Source organism: Pseudoalteromonas sp. PS5 (assembly GCF_004103255.1).
GTDB lineage: Bacteria > Pseudomonadota > Gammaproteobacteria > Enterobacterales > Alteromonadaceae > Pseudoalteromonas > Pseudoalteromonas peptidolytica.
Map to the genome: position 1 here is coordinate 1 of NZ_RCSQ01000022.1, position 20,792 is coordinate 20,792.

The 20,792-nt window shown below is 42.3% G+C and carries 16 protein-coding genes; 6 read left to right on the forward strand and 10 right to left on the reverse strand.

The features are described 5' to 3' along the window. Window positions 1-413: 413 nt before the first annotated feature. Window positions 414-3,341: a TonB-dependent receptor gene (locus D9603_RS03125; protein ID WP_128730051.1), complete on the forward strand. Its 2,928-nt coding sequence runs from the start codon at window positions 414-416 to the stop codon at window positions 3,339-3,341. A gap of 137 nt (window positions 3,342-3,478) precedes the next feature. Here the strand turns inward: D9603_RS03125 and D9603_RS03130 are convergent, their stop codons facing one another. After that, window positions 3,479-5,815: a DEAD/DEAH box helicase gene (locus D9603_RS03130; protein WP_128730053.1), complete on the reverse strand. Its 2,337-nt coding sequence runs from the start codon at window positions 5,813-5,815 to the stop codon at window positions 3,479-3,481. Window positions 5,816-5,926: 111 nt separating this feature from the next. Here D9603_RS03130 and D9603_RS03135 point away from each other — a divergent pair, with 111 nt between their 5' ends. After that, on the forward strand, window positions 5,927-6,757 hold the full coding sequence (locus D9603_RS03135) for a M90 family metallopeptidase (RefSeq protein ID WP_128730055.1): 831 nt from the start codon (window positions 5,927-5,929) through the stop codon (window positions 6,755-6,757). Between the two features lie 217 nt (window positions 6,758-6,974). On the opposite strand, the gene D9603_RS03140 is transcribed toward D9603_RS03135, so the two are convergent. The 6 genes from D9603_RS03140 to D9603_RS03165 form a co-directional block, all read right to left on the reverse strand. Further along, window positions 6,975-8,789, reverse strand: a complete 1,815-nt coding sequence (locus D9603_RS03140) for a DEAD/DEAH box helicase (RefSeq protein WP_128730057.1) — start codon at window positions 8,787-8,789, stop codon at window positions 6,975-6,977. Window positions 8,790-8,919: 130 nt separating this feature from the next. After that, complete coding sequence (locus D9603_RS03145; protein WP_128730058.1) at window positions 8,920-9,183, reverse strand: GrxA family glutaredoxin; 264 nt, start codon at window positions 9,181-9,183, stop codon at window positions 8,920-8,922. Between the two features lie 92 nt (window positions 9,184-9,275). Then, window positions 9,276-9,554, reverse strand: a complete 279-nt coding sequence (locus D9603_RS03150; RefSeq protein WP_128730060.1) for a peptidylprolyl isomerase — start codon at window positions 9,552-9,554, stop codon at window positions 9,276-9,278. Window positions 9,555-9,614: 60 nt separating this feature from the next. Next, complete coding sequence (locus D9603_RS03155) at window positions 9,615-11,678, reverse strand: TonB-dependent receptor (RefSeq protein ID WP_128730062.1); 2,064 nt, start codon at window positions 11,676-11,678, stop codon at window positions 9,615-9,617. A gap of 109 nt (window positions 11,679-11,787) precedes the next feature. Beyond that, window positions 11,788-12,270 (reverse strand): TlpA disulfide reductase family protein, encoded by a 483-nt coding sequence (locus D9603_RS03160; protein ID WP_128730064.1) that lies wholly within the window; start codon window positions 12,268-12,270, stop codon window positions 11,788-11,790. Between the two features lie 83 nt (window positions 12,271-12,353). Beyond that, window positions 12,354-14,075 carry a lysophospholipid acyltransferase family protein gene (locus tag D9603_RS03165; protein WP_128730065.1) on the reverse strand — a complete coding sequence of 574 codons (1,722 nt, stop codon included), beginning with the start codon at window positions 14,073-14,075 and terminating at the stop codon, window positions 12,354-12,356. Between the two features lie 115 nt (window positions 14,076-14,190). Between D9603_RS03165 and D9603_RS03170 the strand changes: the two genes are divergently transcribed. Both D9603_RS03170 and D9603_RS22270 read left to right on the forward strand, forming a co-directional pair. Next, window positions 14,191-15,117, forward strand: a complete 927-nt coding sequence (locus D9603_RS03170) for a glyoxylate/hydroxypyruvate reductase A (RefSeq protein ID WP_128730067.1) — start codon at window positions 14,191-14,193, stop codon at window positions 15,115-15,117. A 101-nt stretch (window positions 15,118-15,218) separates the two neighbouring features. Further along, the gene (locus D9603_RS22270) at window positions 15,219-15,350 is read left to right on the forward strand and encodes a hypothetical protein (protein ID WP_263972618.1); all 132 of its coding nucleotides are present in this window, start codon (window positions 15,219-15,221) and stop codon (window positions 15,348-15,350) included. Between the two features lie 63 nt (window positions 15,351-15,413). Here D9603_RS22270 and smrA read toward each other — a convergent pair whose 3' ends face one another. Together smrA and D9603_RS03180 are read right to left on the reverse strand one after the other, a co-directional pair. Continuing rightward, the gene (gene smrA / locus D9603_RS03175; RefSeq protein WP_128730068.1) at window positions 15,414-15,995 is read right to left on the reverse strand and encodes a DNA endonuclease SmrA; all 582 of its coding nucleotides are present in this window, start codon (window positions 15,993-15,995) and stop codon (window positions 15,414-15,416) included. Window positions 15,996-16,100: 105 nt separating this feature from the next. After that, entirely contained in the window at window positions 16,101-16,340 is a 240-nt protein-coding gene (locus tag D9603_RS03180) for a hypothetical protein (RefSeq protein ID WP_088530084.1), read from the reverse strand. 361 nt (window positions 16,341-16,701) lie between these two features. Between D9603_RS03180 and D9603_RS03185 the strand changes: the two genes are divergently transcribed. Both D9603_RS03185 and D9603_RS03190 read left to right on the forward strand, forming a co-directional pair. After that, complete coding sequence (locus tag D9603_RS03185; RefSeq protein WP_128730070.1) at window positions 16,702-18,309, forward strand: diacylglycerol kinase family protein; 1,608 nt, start codon at window positions 16,702-16,704, stop codon at window positions 18,307-18,309. 267 nt (window positions 18,310-18,576) lie between these two features. Then, the gene (locus D9603_RS03190) at window positions 18,577-20,202 is read left to right on the forward strand and encodes a methyl-accepting chemotaxis protein (protein ID WP_128730072.1); all 1,626 of its coding nucleotides are present in this window, start codon (window positions 18,577-18,579) and stop codon (window positions 20,200-20,202) included. Between the two features lie 137 nt (window positions 20,203-20,339). Here the strand turns inward: D9603_RS03190 and D9603_RS03195 are convergent, their stop codons facing one another. Further along, window positions 20,340-20,708 carry a hypothetical protein gene (locus tag D9603_RS03195; RefSeq protein WP_125252348.1) on the reverse strand — a complete coding sequence of 123 codons (369 nt, stop codon included), beginning with the start codon at window positions 20,706-20,708 and terminating at the stop codon, window positions 20,340-20,342. Window positions 20,709-20,792: the final 84 nt, after the last annotated feature.

The window sequence follows — 20,792 nt, forward strand, 5'->3', positions numbered from 1 at the left end:
AACAATATTCAGAATCGACTAAGTACCAGTTAAGTTAGCACTACAAGTTTATTGTGGTGTTGCTTATGTGTCATTTAGATCTCCTTTATATTGCGAGTGTTCCGATTTTTGGAATTATTTGTTTCTATTAAATTAAATTTTCTTATAAGCCGTGTAAAAGTATGATTTCATTTGATTTTAGTGTGCCATCTTAGATTTTTGGTTGCCAGTTGTACTGAAATCTGTGAAATGCTTGTTGACCCTATGTTAGTGATAAAAGTATTATAAAGGATATTGAACAAAAGTTGCGAAAATGGGTACTTTCTTGTTGCTAAAATTGGAACTCTAATATTTGCTTACAAGAATGGGTTAGTTCTTATTTAACACTTTGTTTAATAAAAATTTATTTATAAAAATAAAAGCAGGGATCAATCATGTTCAACAATAAAGTAAGCAAAGCGGTTCGCTTAGCAATTGCTTTTGGTGCTGCATCTACAGCAGCATTGGCAAGCACAGCTGTATCAGCTGAAGAAAATACAGAAACTGACAAAGTAGAACGTATTCAAGTCACTGGGTCTAAAATTAAGCGTCAAGGTTTAACATCTCCTACGCCAGTTACAGTTATAACCGGTGAGCAGTTAGTTGCTCAGGGTATCACAAACGTAAACGATCTTCTTCGTGATTTACCAGCAGGTGAAGTGGGTAACTCACCGGAAACTACAACAAGCACTATCTATGCTAGTGGCTTAAATACATATAATCTACGTAACCTTGGCTCAAGCCGAACGCTTGTACTTGTAGATGGTCGCCGCTTTGTAGGTTCAGGCCCTACGAGTAATGCAGTAGACTTAAACAATATTCCAGCGTCAATGATTGAAAGAATCGAGGTGACCACTGGTGGTGCATCTGCTGTTTACGGTGCAGATGCAGTTGCTGGTGTTGTAAATATTGTAACTAAGACCTCATTCGATGGCGTAAAGGTTCAGTTGGACACTCGTCGACCTCAACAGTCGGGTGGTGAGCGCGACAGCATCTCAATTACTGGTGGGTATGAGGGAAGTGACTTTAGCTTTATCTCGACACTAGAATACAATGACGCAAAATCACTTGCAAAGATGGATAGAGATTTTTTCAGAACTCCTGTTGAGTCATACAGAAATCCAGCTAACGAAACGGACAGTGATTTTATACCTCGCATGCTTTCTCATGAACGCCGGGAAGGATATGGCTTATATGCAAGCCAAGGTAACTTTTTGCTAGGCCCTTTCAATGCAGATACCATAGATAATAGAAACTATACGTTTGACGGCAATGGCAACATCAGAAACTTCGATTATGGAGCAGGTCGTTTACCTGACTTTGATACAAATAACCCAGTATTGAACTATATTCAAACTGATGAGCTTCTAGGTGATGGAATCGCTCATGGTAATCGTGATTTCTTCAACACACCATTGGAGAGAATCACTTTTGGTACTAATTTTGAGTATCGTTTTGCTGATGAACATAGACTTACAGCATCAGTGTTTTATGGTGCGTCTGAATCTGCAACAGAGTCATCTCCATCATTCCACAGACACACGATCCGTCGTGACAATGCGTACATGAAGCAAGATATGAAAGACTTGCTTGATAATTACACAAATGCAGACGGTGAAGTTTCTCCGGTTTCACAGGTAACTCTGTATCAGATGTCAGATAAACTTGGTAATCGTGAGTTTACACAAGATCGTGAGTCTATCAACTTAAGCGTAGGTGTGGATGGCTTTATTACTGACAATTGGGCTTATACGGCTTATATCCAGTACGGAAAAAATGAAAACGAGTCGGTCTGGAAAGGTGAAGTTTTTACACAAAATTTAGCCAACGCAGTAGACGCCGTTCTATTTGAAGGAAATGTGGTTTGTGCGGACAGAGATGATGAAGGCAACGTTGTTGGTGCACTTGCTGGTTGTACGCCTCTAAATGTAATGAACATCCAAGACCTATCGGCTGATCAAGCTAACTATATTCTAACAGAAGCCTCTAACGTAAGAAGTGCTGAGATGTATTCAGCAGGTGTTACCGTTGACGGAACCATATATGAGCTACCTGCAGGTCCTCTAGCTACTGCGATTTCATTAGAGCGTAGAAAAAATGAATCTGAAACTAATCCAAGTGAAAACATGCAAGCTGGCACGATTTTTAACAATTCAAGCCAACCATTTCTTGCTGACATCTCGGTAACCGAAGCGTCCATTGAGTTATCTGTACCTCTAATTGCAGATGTAAACTACATCCAAGATCTGACTTTTGAAACGGCATACCGTTACATGGATTATTCAGTAACAGGTAGTGATAATGCTTGGAAATTAGGTCTCAATTACTCGGTGAATGATGAGCTTTCGTTCCGAGGCACTCGCTCTAAATCTGTTCGTGCGCCAAATTTAGGGCAGCTATTTACTAACAAGTCGACTACATATGGTACTCGTATTGATGTTTGTACAGCAGAGTCTATCAGCAACTCAGCTTCTCGTTATATTGAAAATATCAAGAGAAACTGCGCAGCTGATGGTGTACCAGTTGACTTCCAACCTTCTCAAGAATGGAGAACAGCTGGTTCATTAGTTGGCTATATAGATGGTAACCCAGACTTAGAAAACGAAGTATCTCATGACTTAACTATCGGATTTGCATATTCACCGAGTCAGCTAGAAGGTTTTGATATTACATTAGACTACTGGGAATTTGAAATTACAGGTGCATTGCAAAGCTTTGATGAAGAAGTTATTGAACTCTGTTATGAGTCAGAGTCGCTGGATAACCCGTTCTGCCCTAATGTGATCCGTGATCCAAATACACGTGAAATTACTGAGTTCTATCAAAGAACACTTAATGCTGCAGTAATCAATCGAAAGGGTATCGACTTTGAATCACAGTATCGCTTTGATGCATTCGGTGGAGAAATCGTAGCAGGGTTGACAGCAACCTATAATATTCTTTCTGATGAAAACACCACTGGCCGTTTAGAGGATTATCGTAACTATACGGGTGAGGTGGATACTCCTCGCGTTAAAGGTCGCTTAAATGTGAAGTATCAAGCAGACAGTTACTTTGTAGGTGCGACAGTAAACTACCGTTCATCCACAGTTAATGACCGCAATGACTGGACGGTAGAAACTAACAATTACAACGATGTATCATCTTACACACGTGTTGAGTTGCGTGCTGGTGTTGATATTACTGAAGACTTAACAGTAACTGCTCGTATTAAGAACTTGTTCGATGTAGAGCCTCCGAGAACACCACTCACTTTTGATGACGGTGAATTCTTTGATATCTATGGACGTACATTATCTTTGAGTGCTTCATACCAGTTTTAATATTTGAAAGCTAATCATTGATTGAGCTTCATATCAGCAAAGCGACTAATTGATTTAGTCGCTTTCTTTTTTACAGGAACAGTATCTGCTACCTTCCTTACTCTGATGCTACTACAAGACTTGCTGACTATGAAAAGCTAAATAACATCAACGACCTTGCTGGCTCTTCTATAACGGATTTTAAAGCCACTCCAAGCTGGCAACTCCCACTTTTTAGGTGCATCTTTTCTTGCGCCACGGATATATGTTAACTCTATCCTTTTTCCTTTAAAGTTATAGTTGACCGACATGCTCAGCTCTGGAATGGACCAGAATAACGGAAATCTGTCTATAAATGGGTCTAACTCCCACGACTCAACCTCATCGAACTGTAAATCTTGCTCGTCAATGAGAGCAATATCTTCATAACTTTCGATACCCAGTATATTTAATTTTTGGTGCAGAAACCCTTCAACGGTGGGAAGTGATATATCGCGGCTATGGTATTGATAAAATAATTGGGTGTAGCTGATTTTCAATTCTATTTGATTGGCTAATCCTATAAAAAGTGTGTTATTTAGGATAAGCATCACCAATGCCGAAATCGTGTCCTGAGGTGTATTCAAAGGCTTTGTTGTCTGACCTAAGGCTTCTTCGCCGTAAAAGGTAATAAATTCGCCCCAAAGTACATTGTCATCTACATAGGCTGCGTGCAGAACTTCGTTGCCAATACCTATTTTAAGGAGCTGCTTTTTCGTCAACGCAGCATTATACATTGCAAGCGTTTTTGCTTGTTTAGTGCCTTTTCCTGCCAATGAGAATGTGTCTAGCACCAGTACTGCTTCTGCATTTTCACAGATACGAGTATGGTTTGAGAGAACAACCTCACTTTGTCCATTATTAAAACCATGGCGGCGATTATTTTTATTAATATATACCCAGTTAGGCATTAAGCTCGCCAACTCAAGAAGCAAGTTATCATGGTTGAAACTTGCAGCCTTATCTAATGATGGCAAGGAAAAGTGGTTGCGCAAGTGAGCACTAAATTGTTGGGCTTCTTGAAGCGCATCAGGTGTAATATCGACTAAATCCCCAGCTCCGCCTCTTACAACAGAGATAGCGACTTCTATGTCAGAGCCATAAGGAAAAAGGGTATTTAATCTTGTTTGGCGCTCGGCATCATTTGGGAGTTGATAAACACGAGCCGGAACCGATAACACCGAGAATAAGTCTATTGCGGCTTGACGCAGTGCATTGCTGCTTAACTTGCTAATGACATAGCCAAATTCAAAGTCGATGGGTAGTGGGTAGAGCTGCTTGCCAAGCTCCGTTGCAATACCACGCGCGTCTATCGCTTCGAGTTTTCTGAGCTGCTGTGTTGCAACTTCAACTGAACGTTCAGGTAAAGGGTCGATAAAGTGTAAAGATGAGACACCCTCAGTAGCGCAGCCTGAGGCCAATACCAGCTCTGTCAAAGATCCCCGTTGGATTTCTGGGGGAGTCGCATCAATAAGTGGTGCGTGTTGGCCATATAGCCTAATACACATACCAGCTTGTGTACGCCCAGCGCGGCCGAGGCGCTGCTTAGCTGAATCTTTGCCAATGGCATCTAAGCCTAATACTGTTTTGCCTAAGCGTAAATGTGTGCGGCGCTCTAGACCTGAGTCAATTACGCAATTGACATTAGGAATAGTAAGGGAGGTTTCAGCGACATTGGTTGCCAAGATAATACGGCGCTCCTTATGCGCTGCCAACGCTAGTTGCTGCGCCTTAGGACTGCAGCCGCTATATAACCCTATCGCAATAGCGGGTAATGATTTCACTTTTGATAAACATGCTTGGATCTCGGCTTTGCCCGGTAAAAAGACTAAAATATCGCCGTCGCAGTTTATCAGTGCCTCTTGGCATGCGCTAAAAACGCGCTGCTCCAGCTGCTCTTTATGAGGCATCGCCCGAGGCTCTGGCGCATTAAAATACTCGGCGACAGGGTAAAGCACTCCGCCTGATTCAATAACCTGTGCGTCTAAATAGGTAGCAAGCTTTTGGCTATTTAACGTGGCAGACGTCACAATTAATTTATGAGATTGTGCTTGCTTTAACAAGGCCAGTAGTAAGTCCATATCCCAGCGTCTTTCATGGAATTCATCCAGTATAACGACAGTAAAATCAGCAAGTTTATTATCAAAAAACCACCTTAATGCGACGCCTGGAGTTGCGTAGATGACCTGTGAATCTTCTGAAAACTTACCTTCAAAGCGAATAGCAAAACCAACCTTTTCACCAAGCTTAGACTCACTTTGAGTCGAGACATATTCAGCTAGAGAAGTGCAGGCGATCCGCCTTGGCTCAATAACTAAAACCTTACCGTGCTCTGTCGCCCACAATGGCAGTTGAGTTGACTTGCCAGAGCCTGTTGTGGCGCAGACAACAACAGTATTTTGTTCCCTTAAGGTTTTAGTAAATTGAGGTTGAACGGACTCGATGGGTAAGGACATAACTACTTATTGGCTATTTACATTTTTCGGTATAGTAACAAAATTTGCTTGAAAAATCGGGTGATGGAACCAATTTATCTTTGAAGACTTATTCAAAAATGGCCAAAAACCATGATAGAAATAGCGCTTATTACTGGCCTTATTCTATTTGTTTTCTTGTATTGGAACTGGGATAAAGTTCAGCAATTCAGGTGGCAAAAAAAATATCAAAACCAAGCATTGAGTGGTTCTGACAAGCAGGTGTTACTAAAGTACATGCCTATCTATCGCAATATGACAGATGCCGATCGTGAGCAGTTAGAAAAGCATATTGTCTGGTTTCTGGGAGAAAAGCGCGTACTTGGTAGAGATGGGTTAGTGGTATCACGGCTGATGTGTTTAATTATCGCGGCAGATGCGTGCTTACTCGTGCTCAAGCAAGCTTGGCCACTGTATCCCAACGTCAAAGAAGTTTTACTATATCCAAGTAGCTATTATGCCCCGCAAACCTCAAGAGATGGTGCCGGCTTGGTCAGCTTTCATCAAACGGTTCGTCAAGGAGAGTCTTGGCCTGGAGGTACTTTAGTGTTGAGTTGGCACGATGTACTTGAGGGAAATAGATTACCTGAAGATGGTCATAACTTAGTCTTTCATGAATTTGCCCATCAATTGGATCAGCAAACTGGCGTAACCAATGGAACACCCATATTGCCAGAAAAGGTAAGCTATCAGGATTGGGGCAGGGTATTATCGAAGGCGTACCAGCACTTAAAAATGCAGCTGTCCTACAATATGCCCCACGCTATTCATTCATACGGTGCAACAAATGAAGCGGAGTTTTTCGCCGTGGTAACGGAAACATTTATTGAAAAACCCTATAAACTCAAACAGGAAAACCCAGAGCTATACAATTTGTTAAAAGACTACTATCAGTTTGAGCCAAGGGACTGGCAACGATATTAAAGCACTTATACCAATTTGACTTAATACTTGCTCAATTTGAAGGAGTAAATCTGACGCTAACAGCGTTAAAAATTTCTTATTTAGAACGACTAAATAGCAAAATTTTTGTCTTGTTATCGACAAGGTTTTCTCGCCTCAAAATAGACCACTTAATTAAGAAAATTGGTATTAAATAAAAAAAACCGCTCAGTTGAGCGGTTTTTCTTAAGAGCGTCGATTAAGAAAAGCTAATTTCTTTTCTTTCGCGTCGGTCTCTTCTTTGACCTTCTGACCGACGCTTATCACCGCCGCTACTACGAGGGTCTTTGAAGCTGCGCTTACGATCTCTTGACTCTTCACCTCTGCCCTGACCTTGATCGGCTGGGTGGGTGCTCTTGGTCATGTTCATAGGGCGTTGGCAAATATGAACGCTCTTGAAGTGGCTAAGTACGTCAGCTGGCATGTTTTGTGGTAATTGTACCGTACTGTGTTCGTTGAACAGACGGATTTCACCAATGAACTTGCTAGAGATATCTGCTTCGTTCGCAATAGCACCAACAATGTTCTTAACTTGAACACCATGCTCACGACCCACTTCGATACGGTAAGTGTCCATAGGGCCTGCTGCGCGATCACGGCTACGAGATTTGCGTTCACCACGCTCGCCACGGTTACCGTCTCTATCTCGGCGGTCGCCGCGACGATCATCGCGCTCTCTACGCTCACGTTGTTGAATTTGAATATCTTCAACTTTTAGTGGTGTCTGTTGCTGTGCAAGACACAATAGCGCTGCTGCTAAGTCTTCTTGGCTCAGCTCTAGCTTTTGAGCAAGGTCTGAAGCCACTTTTGAGAAGAACTCAATGTCTTTGTGCTCAAGCGCTGCAGAAATCTTAGTTTCTAGTGCGCCAATGCGCTTTTCTTCAACCACTTTTGCACTTGGTAATTCAACCTGTGCGATATCTGAGCGAGTATGACGCATGATGTTCTTAAGTAAATAGCGCTCGTTGTTCTTAACGAACAAGATTGCCTTACCTTGGCGACCAGCACGGCCTGTACGACCAATACGGTGAACATAAGCTTCACAGTCTTGTGGGATATCGTAGTTAACAACAAGGCTTAGACGCTCTACGTCAAGGCCACGTGCAGCAACGTCAGTTGCGATAACGATATCCAGTAAGCCATTTTTAAGGCGGTCTACTGTGCGTTCACGTGCTTGTTGGTTCATGTCACCATTAAGCGGTGCCGCTGAGAAACCTTCACGCTCTAGTAACTCTGCAAGCTGAACAGTGTCATTACGTGTACGTACGAACACGATAGCACCGTCGTAATCTTCCGCTTCTAAGAAACGTACGATTGCTTTGTTCTTGTGTGCTGTTGCACGCCAGTAAACTTGCTCGATCGTAGATACTGTAGAGTTACGCGGAGTGATCTTAACTTGTTCGGCGTTGTCTAAATACTTATTACAGATTGATTGGATCTGCTTAGGCATAGTCGCAGAGAACAAACAAGTTTGCTTCTCTTCTGGTGTTTTTTCCATGATGCTTTCAACATCATCGATAAAGCCCATGCGTAGCATTTCATCTGCTTCATCAAGTACAAGCGCATTAAGACCTGAAAGGTCAATGGTCTTGCGGTTGATGTGGTCAATCAAACGGCCTGGTGTAGCCACAATAATTTGGGCACCACGACGTAGAGCACTTAGCTGAATGCCATAGCTTTGACCACCATAAAGCGCGAGTACTTCAACGCCTTTAGTATATTTAGCATATTGCTGAAATGCTTCAGCAACTTGAATAGCCAGCTCACGCGTCGGCGTAAGCACAAGAATTTGCGGTTGTTTAACGGATGCGTCTATTTGGTTTAACAATGGCAGTGCAAATGCTGCCGTTTTACCTGTACCCGTCTGCGCTAGTCCCAGTACGTCTTTTCTTTCTAGCAATAACGGTATACATTGAGCTTGGATCTCAGAAGGTGTTTTATATCCTTGCTCTTCGACTGCTTTTAAGATTGCAGGAGAAAGGTCTAAAGATTCAAACGTAACTGGTTCTGACATTAATGCGCCTCAACTATTTTAAAGAGGCGCGCATTGTACAGGAAAGCCATAGCAAATGCTTGCATAAAATCACACTATTTTATATGTGACTGATATTGGTTAAAATTTAACCTTGTTGAGTTTGCAAAGTTTATTGATAAAGGCCTAAATTGGCTTTTGCGTATGCTTCAAACTCAGTAAAGCCACCGATATGATTTTGATCGATAAATATTTGAGGTACAGTGGGGCAAGGTTTACCAGCTGACTTCTCTAAGTCGGCTTTGCTCACGCCTTCTTTAATAATGTCGACATAGCGGAAGTTAAAATCATCGCGTTCTTGTGTTAATCGTTCTGCAACTTCTTTAGCTCGAACGCAAAAAGGGCAACCTTCACGACCAAAAATAACAGTAAACATATTCTTTCTCCTCTAATTGAATGACTACAGTATAGAGGAAGCATCCTGAAGGTAAATTGTATTAAAGTGATAGTGCTAATCTAAAAAATCGATTAGCTTCTATAAACCGTTTTAATGAGGTGAAAACCAAATTTAGTTTTTACCGGACCATGTACTTCAAATAACGGCTTTTTGAAGACCACATCGTCAAAGGCCTTTACCATATCTCCTTTATTGAACTCGCCTAGGTCACCACCACGCTTTTTTGAAGGGCAGAGAGAATGTTGTTTAGCCAACTTGCCAAAGTCAGCACCTTTGGCAAGTTTGGCTTTAATCGCTAAACACTCTTTTTCGGTTTTGACTAGGATGTGATAGGCGCACGCTTTAGGCATGAAAAGACTCTCATTGTAAAAATAAAAGCGATCATGCAGGGCTTGTGCGCCTGTGGCAAGTTAAAATGTTACGCTAAAGCCGATAGAGGGGCGCATTTCAAAGTCATCATTTTCCTCTTCGATTACTAAGTCGTTGACTGAATTAACTTTGTCATAGTCAAGGTCGACATAGGCCGTGTTGTCTTGTCCGTATGCGTTCATCAGCTCTAAGATGAGTTTGCCATCAAGGCCAAATAATGTCGTTTTACGCTCAAAGCGAATATCGAGGCGGTGATAAGTGTCAAAGCGCTCTGAAAATGGGTCGCCATACACGGGCAAATAGCGGTTCGCAAATTCAGGGTTCTCTTTTACTCCCACAATCGGGGTGTAGGCTTGACCGCTGCGTGCGGTAAAGTTAAAGCCTCCAGACCACTTTTCGCCAAAGTCATAGTGAAGCACGGCATTCAGAATAAAAGGGGTATCGGCATAGTAGTCACGCTTAATGCCGGTTAACTCATCCTCACGCTCACTTTTTGCGAGACTGACAGCAACCCAACCATACCAGTCATCGGTTTTGTTTTTGTTAACAATAAAATCAACACCGTAGGCTGTACCGGAAGTCCCATTGATGTAGTTTACTTGAGATAAAGGAGCACTTTTAGGCAGGTCGTCCATGGTCTTATAATAGGTCTCAATGGAGTATGACCATTCATCTTTAAGTTCCTGCTTGAAGCCTAAGGTATAGTGCGTTGAACGTTGGGCTTCGAGGTCTGGGTTACCAACTACAGGCAAAATATATTCAAGGTCTTGAATGCGGCTGTAGGTGCCTGCCTTGGCTGAGATCACTGTGTCATCGTTATAGAAGTAATTGAGCGCAAGACGTGGATGGACAATGGTCTCATCACTGTAGTCATAATATTCGCCTACTATCCCTAATTCACTTTGCCATTTTGGGGCAAACTGCCAAACGTGATTAAGCCCAATAAAGGCAGAATCTGTTCCAGCACTCGATGTGCCCTTAATTCTTTCACCTTTATTTAGGTCGCAGTCGGGGTCAAACTCGGTGCAAACATAATTAAAAGCGTCGTAGCGGTAAGTGGACTTTTTGTCGTAATAGCCAGCATCTGCTATTAGGCGATGCTCTTTATTAAGCTTATAATTCGCGCGAATTTTATAGCTGAGCTGCTCTTCTTCAAAATTTTCAAAGTAGCCATCAGATAGCGTCGCACGCTGCCCATATCGCATTATGGCTTTATGATTCAGATACCCCACCCCAGCACGAATGTGTAGATCTTTAGCGTAATGATCCCACAGTATGTTCTGGCTGTTGAATTTGCGAGTGTAGCGAGCGTCACCTTGGTACTCTGGGGTTTTAAGAGCAAGGTGTGATGCACCTGAAAACCCAGCGGCTACTGAGTCCTCTGCACCATTGATATTTATCGTGACCGAATTATTTGCGTTAATATCCCACAGCCACTTCGCTTGATAATCGTGGTCATCAGGTGGATCGTTAATGATTACTCCCGTCGGTTTGCCATCATCGTCCTCCAGCTCTTCGCCATCATTGAAAAAAAGCGGTAGGGTACTTTTTCTGGCTGAGACATAGAATGCAGAATTTTCCGTTGCTTTACCCTCAACGAAGATACCAGCGTTAAACATGGTTAAATCTAGTGTGGTGGCAATATCTTGGTATTTTGGGTTACGAAGCGTGACGTCAAATACTGCCCCTGTGGCATTACTGTAACTGGTACCAAAGCCAGCTGAATTTAATTGAAAGTCTTGGATAGTATTGCGGTTGAAAATGGAGCTGCCAAAATCATGAAAAATATACCCAGCAGGCATAAAGTCCACTTCAAAGATATTATCATCAGGTGAAGAGCCCCGCACCGCAGGTGCGCCCATAGAGCCACCAGCAGCGACCACACCAGGTAAGGCAAATGCTGCCCTGAGAGGGTCGCCCATGGCTCCTGGCATATCGACAAGTTTTTGTGCATCTTCGGTAATTTCTGAAATAACGGAGCTGCGTTTGTAGATAACTTCAATGTGTTCAATTTTATTTTCCTGTGCTACCGCACTATTTGCGAGGGTAGTGCAGAGCACCAGGAGTGAAATTTTGCTGAGCGTAAAGTGTGGCGCATGGCGCATGGTAGGCTTCCTATTCATCCTTTGTTAAGATGTGCTTTAGCCTAAATGAAATAAATGTTGATTAGCTTCAGAGAGTTGTAATTAACTGTAAGAGGTTTGCCGCAGTTTCTTACAATCTCGCTCGGATCCCTATCTCAGAGGAGTAGCCAACCGAGCGCTCGGTGATCATGAAATTTTCATCAAGTACATAATACGTAGGGTAAGCCTGTACTTTATAGTCTGTTGCTGCGGCCTGATCACCGAGTAACACGGGCATCTCTAATTGTAGGTCGCTGACAAACTTTGTTACTTCTTCAGTCGAGCGATAATCCAGTGCAATCGCCACCGCTTTGACTTTGCCTTGCTGATGTAATTTGTCAATATTCGGCATGCTCACCCGACATACGCCACACCAAGGTGCAAAAAAATACACGACGCTTTGTTGCCCTTTGAGTTGAATTGAGGAGTAAGTTTGCTTGGATTGCAACATGGGAAGATGAAATGGCGGTGCCGTTTGCGCCCCTGAGTCGGGCAGCATGTTTCTTTCTTGGTAGGTTGAAACGGCGAAAAACACCAGCACAATGACGAAAGCTTGGCCAAGTAGTTTGAGCATATATATGATCCCATGATAACAACATACGACAATAAAGACCGCAGTGTAGCGACCTTTATTGCATAGGACCAACGTTTTTGGGGTTAACCGTAAGGGTTGTCGCCTAGGTAGCGTTTCGCTTTTTGCTCTTTCAATTTAGCTAAGTCAACGAGTACCAGACCATCGATACAGTTATTAAAATCTGGATCTATACTAAAGCTCAGAAAGTTGACCCCTTGCGCTTCGCAGAGCTCAGTATACTGTTTAAACAAGGTCGGTACTTGCGCGCCCATATTCGCGAGAATATGTTTGAGTTCAGCAAAGTCCTCTTTAATATCACTGCCACAAAATATTTGCTGATAGCGTGTAAGTTGATCGCTAGTTAGTTTCATCTCATTGTTAGGCGTGGCGATGCCCTCTAAATTGCAGAAGTAATGTTGGTAGTGATATACTAGCATCGCTTTGGCTTCATCAGGTAACGCATTTGATAAGCTTACCGCACCGAACATGTAGCGGTGCTCAGGGTAACGCTTAACAAATGCACCAATGCCATACCAAAGATAATCTAAGCTCTTTCGTCCCCAATATTTTGGCTGTACAAAACTGCGACCAAGCTCTAGCCCTTTTTCAAAATAAGGAGTCATGGCTTCGCTATATGAGAATAGACTGTCTGTATAAAGTCCTGCTTGACCATGCTCTTCTATAACGTGTTTAGCGCTGGCAAGGCGATAAGCACCAACGAGTTCGAGTTGTTTTGTATCCCATAACAACAAGTGGTGGTAGTGCATATCGTATTTATCGATATCACGACGATTTCCACTCCCTTCTCCTACTGCTCTGAACGCGATTTCTCTTAAGCGCCCGAGTTCCCTAAATACCACTGAGCTACCAGTATAGCGATAGACATATATTTGCATCCCGTCGGGGGTTTCTCCTATACATTCACAGGCTTCCACCGCCTTTTTAAGCTCTTTACGATTTTCTGGCATCGCAATCGGTGTTTGAGTTTTGAGTGGAAGGGGCTTTTTACTCGCTAGCCGATAAAGCTGCTTACGGATCAGTGCGACAATTTCTTTGTCTTTGAGATTGTCAATTAGGTAAGACTCAGGGGGGATGCTTGCACCTATTTCAAATTCTAATGACTTTTGCCTTTGTTTAAACATCTCTTTTACCAGTAGTAAGCTGGCTAAAGGCTTATAAATCATGCTTGTGCCGTAAAACAGCGGGCTGTTTTTAGCTTTAATAAAAATAGGTAAAATGGGACAATTGGCTTTTTTAGCCATGCGCAGAAAGCCTGAGTTCCACTTACAGTCTTTAATGCCTGTTGGGCTCAAACGAGAAACTTCTCCTGCAGGGAAAATAAGAAGTGCCCCTTCAGACTTTAGGTGGTTTTGGATATTTGCAAGTTCTTGCTTTTTACTGGCACCAGAGAGGTTATCCACGGGCAAGAGTAGGGGGTGCATTGGTGTAACTGACATCAGCATACGATTTGCAACCACTTTAAGATCTGGCCGTATCTGCGCAAGTACTTTTATTAGGGCAAGGGCATCCAAAGAGCCAATCGGATGATTTGCAACTATTACGACAGCGCCTTCGCTGGGAATGTGCTCAATTTGCTTTGGTTTAAAGCGAGCATCGAAATCTAATTCATCGAGGACTTGTTCAACGAACTCGAGACCCTCAAGGTGAGGGTATGTGTCGGCAAAAGCGACAAATTCTTGCTCATGTAATAAGTAACCAAGTCCTTTTTTTACTAAACCTTTTACCTTAGGGGAGTTTTCAAGTTGCGGAAGATTTGCTTCAATGACTTTATCTACACTGATCATTTTTCATCACCTGTTGGCGCTTTTTTGCAAGAGTAAAAACTATTAATGACAAGCATGTTGCATTGGTATGTCATTTACTTTGCAGTGATAGTGTGTAATAACAAAAAGGAATCATATGGCTTTACTTATCTGTGTTACTGGACGCAACAATGACAAATTAATCGCTAAACTGAGCGAGCTTTTGCCAAAACAAACGATACTCCAATGGCCTGTTGATGATGCAAGCTTACTAGCGAAGGTTGAGTTTGTGTTGGCATGGAATGCGCCTGAGGCATTATGGTCGCAGCTGCCTAATCTAAAAGTGGTGCATTCCTATGGTGCAGGCATTGATAGTATTCCGGTACAACTATTACCACCGCACGTAGAGGTTGCACGTATTGTTGATCCAAACCTAGCTGATGATATGGCCGAATATGTGCTTGGTCACATTTTGAGTCACAAACTCGGTATCAATATGTATCTTAAGCAACAGGCTCAACAAGCGTGGAAGCCCCGTAGAGCCAAGTCAGGCAGAACGGTAGGTATTATGGGAATGGGTCAGCTTGGCTTAGCTGTGGCTGATAAACTGAATGCTAATCGATTTACCGTAAAGGGGTGGTCGAACTCGGTGAAAAGCCTTGAAGGGATAATACACTTTTGCGGTGACGCTGAGCTTGGCGCATTTTTACAGGACTTAGATTATCTCGTCTGTTTATTGCCACTTACGGAACAAACAAAAGGTATCCTCAATGCCAAAGTTTTTGCTGCCTCTCCTGCTCATTGCGTACTAATTAACGTTGCTCGAGGTCTGCACTTAAATGAGGCGGATTTACTTACAGCTATCACTCAAGAGACTTTTGGTGGAGCTGTTTTAGACGTATTTGAAACAGAGCCTTTGCCAACAGGGCATGCTTTTTGGTCACATCCTAACATTACCGTGACCCCTCACGTTGCTGCATTAACAAGTTTATCTACAGCTGCACTGCAAATTGCAAATAACTATCTTGCGATGACAGAGGGTAGGGAGTTAATGCACATAGTGCAAAAGAAAAAGGGCTACTAGAGAGCTTGAAGGCACGGATAATACTGTATAAAAAAACATCTTGAGAGTTTATGAATGATGCATTAATTTAACAAAAAAACAATAATAAAAAGGTCTAGTCCATGAAGCAAAGTCAAGGTGGCGCGAAACTATCAATAGTCGTCGTTTCGGTTATTTTGTTAGGGGTATCTGCGTGGTTTAATCAAGCAGGTGCCAGTGAGCTTCAAAGAGAGACTGTTACCTTGGGAAAATGACAGAGATGAGGAACAGCATCTGTCTCAGAGGCAAATAGCCTAAGCACTTCGGCTATTTGGGCTTTAGCGCTTGGCGTGACGCTCTCTGTTTTCTTGTTTCTTTTCGTCGCTCTTTCTGAGTAGTACATAAGTAGAACCACTGCCGCCGTGACATTTTAAAGCAGAATGAAAGGCCAGCACTTGTGGAATTTCTTGCAGCCATTTGCTGGTGTAGCTCTTTAATACGGCTGGAAATGGCTTGCTGTTTAAACCGATCCCGTGTCTTATCAATAACACTCGAATGCTTTTCGCATGACAGTCAGTAACGAAATTAAATAAAGCTTGGCGAGCCTCATGAAATGGCTTGCCATGTAGATCTAAAGTCGCATCAATTTGGTACTTACCTAATCTAAGATTTTTATAAACCCCATCCTGCACCCCACTTTTTTTGAATGCGAGCAGGTCATGAGGGTCGAGAAGATCAACATATTCTGTAGAGAGGTAGTTGGGATCGAACTCAAGTTCTTGCTCTGCTGCCTTTCGTTTTGCGAGTTGTGAAATGGTAGGTTCGTTTTTGATACGGCGCAGTTGTGCTTTTTTATCTTGGGCGAGCGGAGTTACGTCGCCCATGGATGCCAAAAATAGCTCTTCATCAGTCATGGCCATACTGCTTCTCCATTAACAAGCAATGATAGCCATGATTTTAGCGCACCAAATTAAATTATGGAACTAGTCGCTGGGAACTAGTCGCTGGGAACTAGTCGCTAGGAACTAGTGAACTTCTAGTTGACCGAAAGTATAGACTTTAAAAAGATAAAATGTATTTATCAGAATCAGGCTAAGGTTAGAAATCACACTAGTGTTCATCAGATCAAGGCTAAACGAGATAAAAAGTACGCCACATGCGCACACAGCAGCTACTCTTAGTAGCGTTTTATGGTTAATAAAAAAGGCACCAAAACCTAAAGTCAGTAATACTAAGTTAAGTAGCCAGTCGAGCTCGTTTGCCATTGTCTGTTTGGTTCTCCAAATATGTCTAAAGGATCGCCATTATGGTGATCAATAATGCTTCATTCAACTGATAAATTTTATAATTATCGCATTAGAAATTTTTATGGATTAACGTCTGCTGAATAGTTATGTACACAATTTTGCATAAGTCGTGCTGAAAGTATTATTAGGTGTAAATGGTTGAGCAAGGATAACGTGTGAATTTGCTTTTATGGCTATGATTATAATGGAAAAAACTTTTTATCAGCGTGGATTAATATATGAATATATATACTAAGGTTTAATTACGAGAGTGTATTACAGAACCCTGAAGCGTGATCAGAACAAGCTGAGCGCTATAAAAAATAATTAAGGAAAGGCAATGAAAATGCTCAAGTACTATTTGTTAGCTAGCTGCGTACTGGCTGCGCTGACAATATACAGTTTGGGATCATGGCTAATGCTACCATTAGCTTGGTTTACTGTGTCAGTGTCGTTAGTCACTTTTGCTTATGCGACGAACTATCCACATATATTTAGAAAGCATGGAACAGGAACTATTCCATGGTATATCACTTGGCTTTTCTGGCCTTACCTTGGTTTTGTGCACTTGTATAATGCAATAGAGCGCGGCAGGGATGTTGTAGATACATTTCAACCGCTAACAGAAGATCTTTTTGTTGCTTGTCGACTTTTCCCAAGTGATGTGGATATGCTCAAAGCAGAGGGTATAGAAGCAATTTTAGATGTAACAGCCGAATTCGACGGCTTAAACTGGTCGGCAGAGCAACAAGGGTTACACTACTTAAATATCCCTGTGCTCGATCATCAAATACCAACACCAGAGCAATTAGCTCACGCAATGGCATGGATAGAGGCGCAACATAAACTCAATCGTAAAGTTGTGGTGCATTGTGCGCTTGGTCGTGGCCGCTCAGTGTTTTTTTGTACGGCATATTTGTTGTTGACCAACCCACAATATAGCGTTCGTGAAGCTTTAGAAAAAATTCAAAACCAACGGGAAACTGCGCGATTAAACAAGCAGCAACTAAAAGGGCTGACAAAGCTCCATCAAAACAAAAACTTCTCTCATGAGTTAAGTGCAGTGTTAATTGTTAACCCTGTATCGGGCTCAGGAAAATGGTCTGAATACGAAAATGAGATAGTTGGCATGCTGACTGAAAAATATCGCCTGTCGATTAGTCTTACAGAAAAAGACACTGATGTTTCAGTGCTTGCCCAACATTTGGTGTCACAGGTTCAACCCCACATTGTTATTGCAGGCGGCGGAGATGGAACATTAGCCAGTGTCGCTCATGGTATATATCAACAAGATACCTTGTTTGGCATTCTACCACTTGGCACCGCAAATTCTTTGGCAACCGTGTTACTTGGTCCGATGTCAAAGCTTGACCCTATTAATCAATCGTGTGAAGCCATTTTAGCGGGCAAAACCAAAGCGATTGATATCATGCACTGTAATGGCAGAGCCGCCCTATTAGTTGCTGCAGTTGGTTTTGGTCAGGAAATGATCGAAAGAGCAAGCCGCGAGGAAAAGAATCACTCGGGTCAACTGGCGTACATTCGTGGTTTGTGGCAAGCCGTCAGCGAAAATAAACCCTTTGAATGTCAAGTAAGTTTTGATGATGGTGAGCACTTTGCGATGAAGTGTGTTAGTTTAGTCGTCGCTAATGCCGCGCCAAAAACGACAATACTCGCTCAGGGTCATGGCGAGCCTATTTACGATGATGGTCTGTTAGATGTTACCATTTTACCTGCTGAGCCCTCAGGCGCTCAGAATTTAACTGTCGCTGAGCTCATTCTTCCAAAATTAGATGACTCATCATCTAATATACGCACAGCTCAATGTGAAAAAATAAATATCGCATTTGCGACGGATCAGCATTATGCACTCGATGGCGAAATATTAAGTGCAAAAGACATTGAAATTAAGATCCACAAGCATGCACTAGACGTGGCAGTGCCTTAGGCAGCTAGAAACGTGAATTTTTGTTAAAAGGGACTCAACCAGCCCGTGGATATATGAAATATTACACTCTAGAAAGGCGCATTTAGCTAGTAATGCTCAGTCATCAATAGAATATAAAAACTCTTTCAGAAAAGTGTTCATTAGAATTGATCAAAACACTGTGTAATGACCTTAATCAATTCTACATTGTTTAAATTACATTCTTTCTTGAAATAATAAAGTATTGGGTAATACTAAAACTTAGTATTGCCCAATAAGAAAAAGTCGATGTTAAATAGCTTCTCAGTCAAAAGCAGGTTGTTGTCGCTTTCAGGCATTCCCGCTATATTTTTTATATTTGCCACCATTTTTACAATCGCTACCCTTTCAAACCTAACCAGTTACATTGACCGCATATATGACGATAGAGTTGTGCCATTAAAGCAGATAAAAGTGGTTTCTGATAATTACGCGGTCGTGATTGTGGATACCTTTCATAAGTTAAGGGGCCAACAACTGTCTGACCGCGCCGCGCTTGAACAAATAGAAGCAGCTAAAAATACGGCGCAGGGTGAATGGAAAAACTACCTTCAAACAGGATTAACAAAGCAGGAGCGAGATTTAGTTAGTGCGTCTGAAAAGGCAGAGCGAGTGGTTGAGAGATTACTCGACGATTACATCGCAAGGGTCAGAGCAAACACCTTTAACTCAATCCCCTATGATGTATTTATCCATGACTTGTACGCAGCTTTTGATCCATTAAGTGAAAGCTATAATGCGTTAATTGAACTACAGCTCACAGAAGCAAATAGTTTACGTAGTATGGGACGTGCTGAAGCGGATGCCACAAAGGCCGCTATGCTCATCTCCTCCGTTGCCATTATTGTTATGATGTTAACGATAGGAATGCTGATTTTTAAATCCATTAATAAGCCACTTACGCGGCTACGGATGCGCATAGGCAACATTGCCAGGGATGCCGATTTGACTCAGAGGGTCATTGTTGAAGGAAACGATGAATTGAGTGAAATTGGGCGCGACTTTAACAGTATGATTTCCAGCTTACATGACTTAGTTAAAAGTTTAGTCACTATGGTAAATAGTTTGTCCAAGACGGCTTGTGAACTGAACACAATCAGTCAATCTATGGTAGGGACATCGCAGCAGCAGGAACAACAAACGGTAATGATTGCAACCGCGACCACTCAAATGAGCAGTGCTATTCAAGAGGTTGCACACAGTGCAATGAACACGGCGAATAAAGCTGAAGTCTCAGGAGAGTTGGCAAAACAAGGTGTTGGGGTTATCTCACAAAATATTCAAACCATCGAAAAGCTTGCTGGTGAAGTTGGAGACAATGCACAACTAATAAAGGCACTGAATGATCAATCAAACGAAATCAATCAAGTGGTATTAATGATCCAAGGCGTCGCAGAACAAACCAATTTACTGGCATTAAATGCAGCGATTGAAGCGGCTAGGGCAGGTGAATCAGGCCGTGGATTTGCTGTGGTGGCTGATGAAGTGAGGCAGCTTGCACATAACACTCAAAAAGCGACTGAATCTATAAGAGAGATGATCTCAAAGCTGCAAGGTACAGCGCAACACGCAGTATCTTCAATGGAAGGAGCACAAAGTAGTGCAGCATCAGGAGTCAATCGAGCCAATGAGTCAGCAAAACTCATGGCAGAGATTAATCAAGCGGTAGATGAAATTGTTGGTATGAATATTCAGGTTTCGACTGCTACAGAAGAGCAGACCACGGTGGTTGCCGAAATTAGTGAGAATATTAACGATTTCAGCAGTAGCATCTCTGAAATTACCAACAGTGCAAAAAGTAATGCTGATGTCAGCAACCATCTTCAGACTTTATCGGAGCACCTTAATAAGCAAGTTTCCGTTTTTAAGGTGTAATTCCGATTAGTCTTAATACTCACATCTATTAGACTTAATATTTGCTCAATTTGAAAGAGTAAATCTACTTTACTGTTACAGATATAAAAAAACCTCGACAGAGCGAGGTTTTTTTATTCATGATAAGTGTAAGCCAGTTACACAACACCACGAGGTAGGCGGCAGTCATGGTCTTTTGCAGCAAGCTCTGCAATCCACTGTTCTTCCGCTTTAAAGCCTTCTTCGTTTTCTTTAACGACAGCAAAGCTTACTGATTTTACAGCTGCTTTAGGGGCCTTTTTAGTCGTTTTCGCTTTTTTAGCAGGCGCCTGCGTTGTCTCACTTGCTACAGCTGACCCTGAAGTTAGCTCTTCGGTTAATGCCGCTACCTCTGCAAGGCGCATGTTTTTGCCGCCATCGATGCTATACCAACCTGGTTTCGCAGTGATTTCAGGCTTTTTGCCATGTGCAGCTTCGTACGCAGCTTCGAAAGCGCTTAGTACTTCAGTTTTATCTAGTTTACTCATCGTAGATCCTAGTCGTGTTGTACGCGGATACGCGGGTTAAGATTAAACTCTATTTATACCCATATTTGCGTAAATTTTCAATTT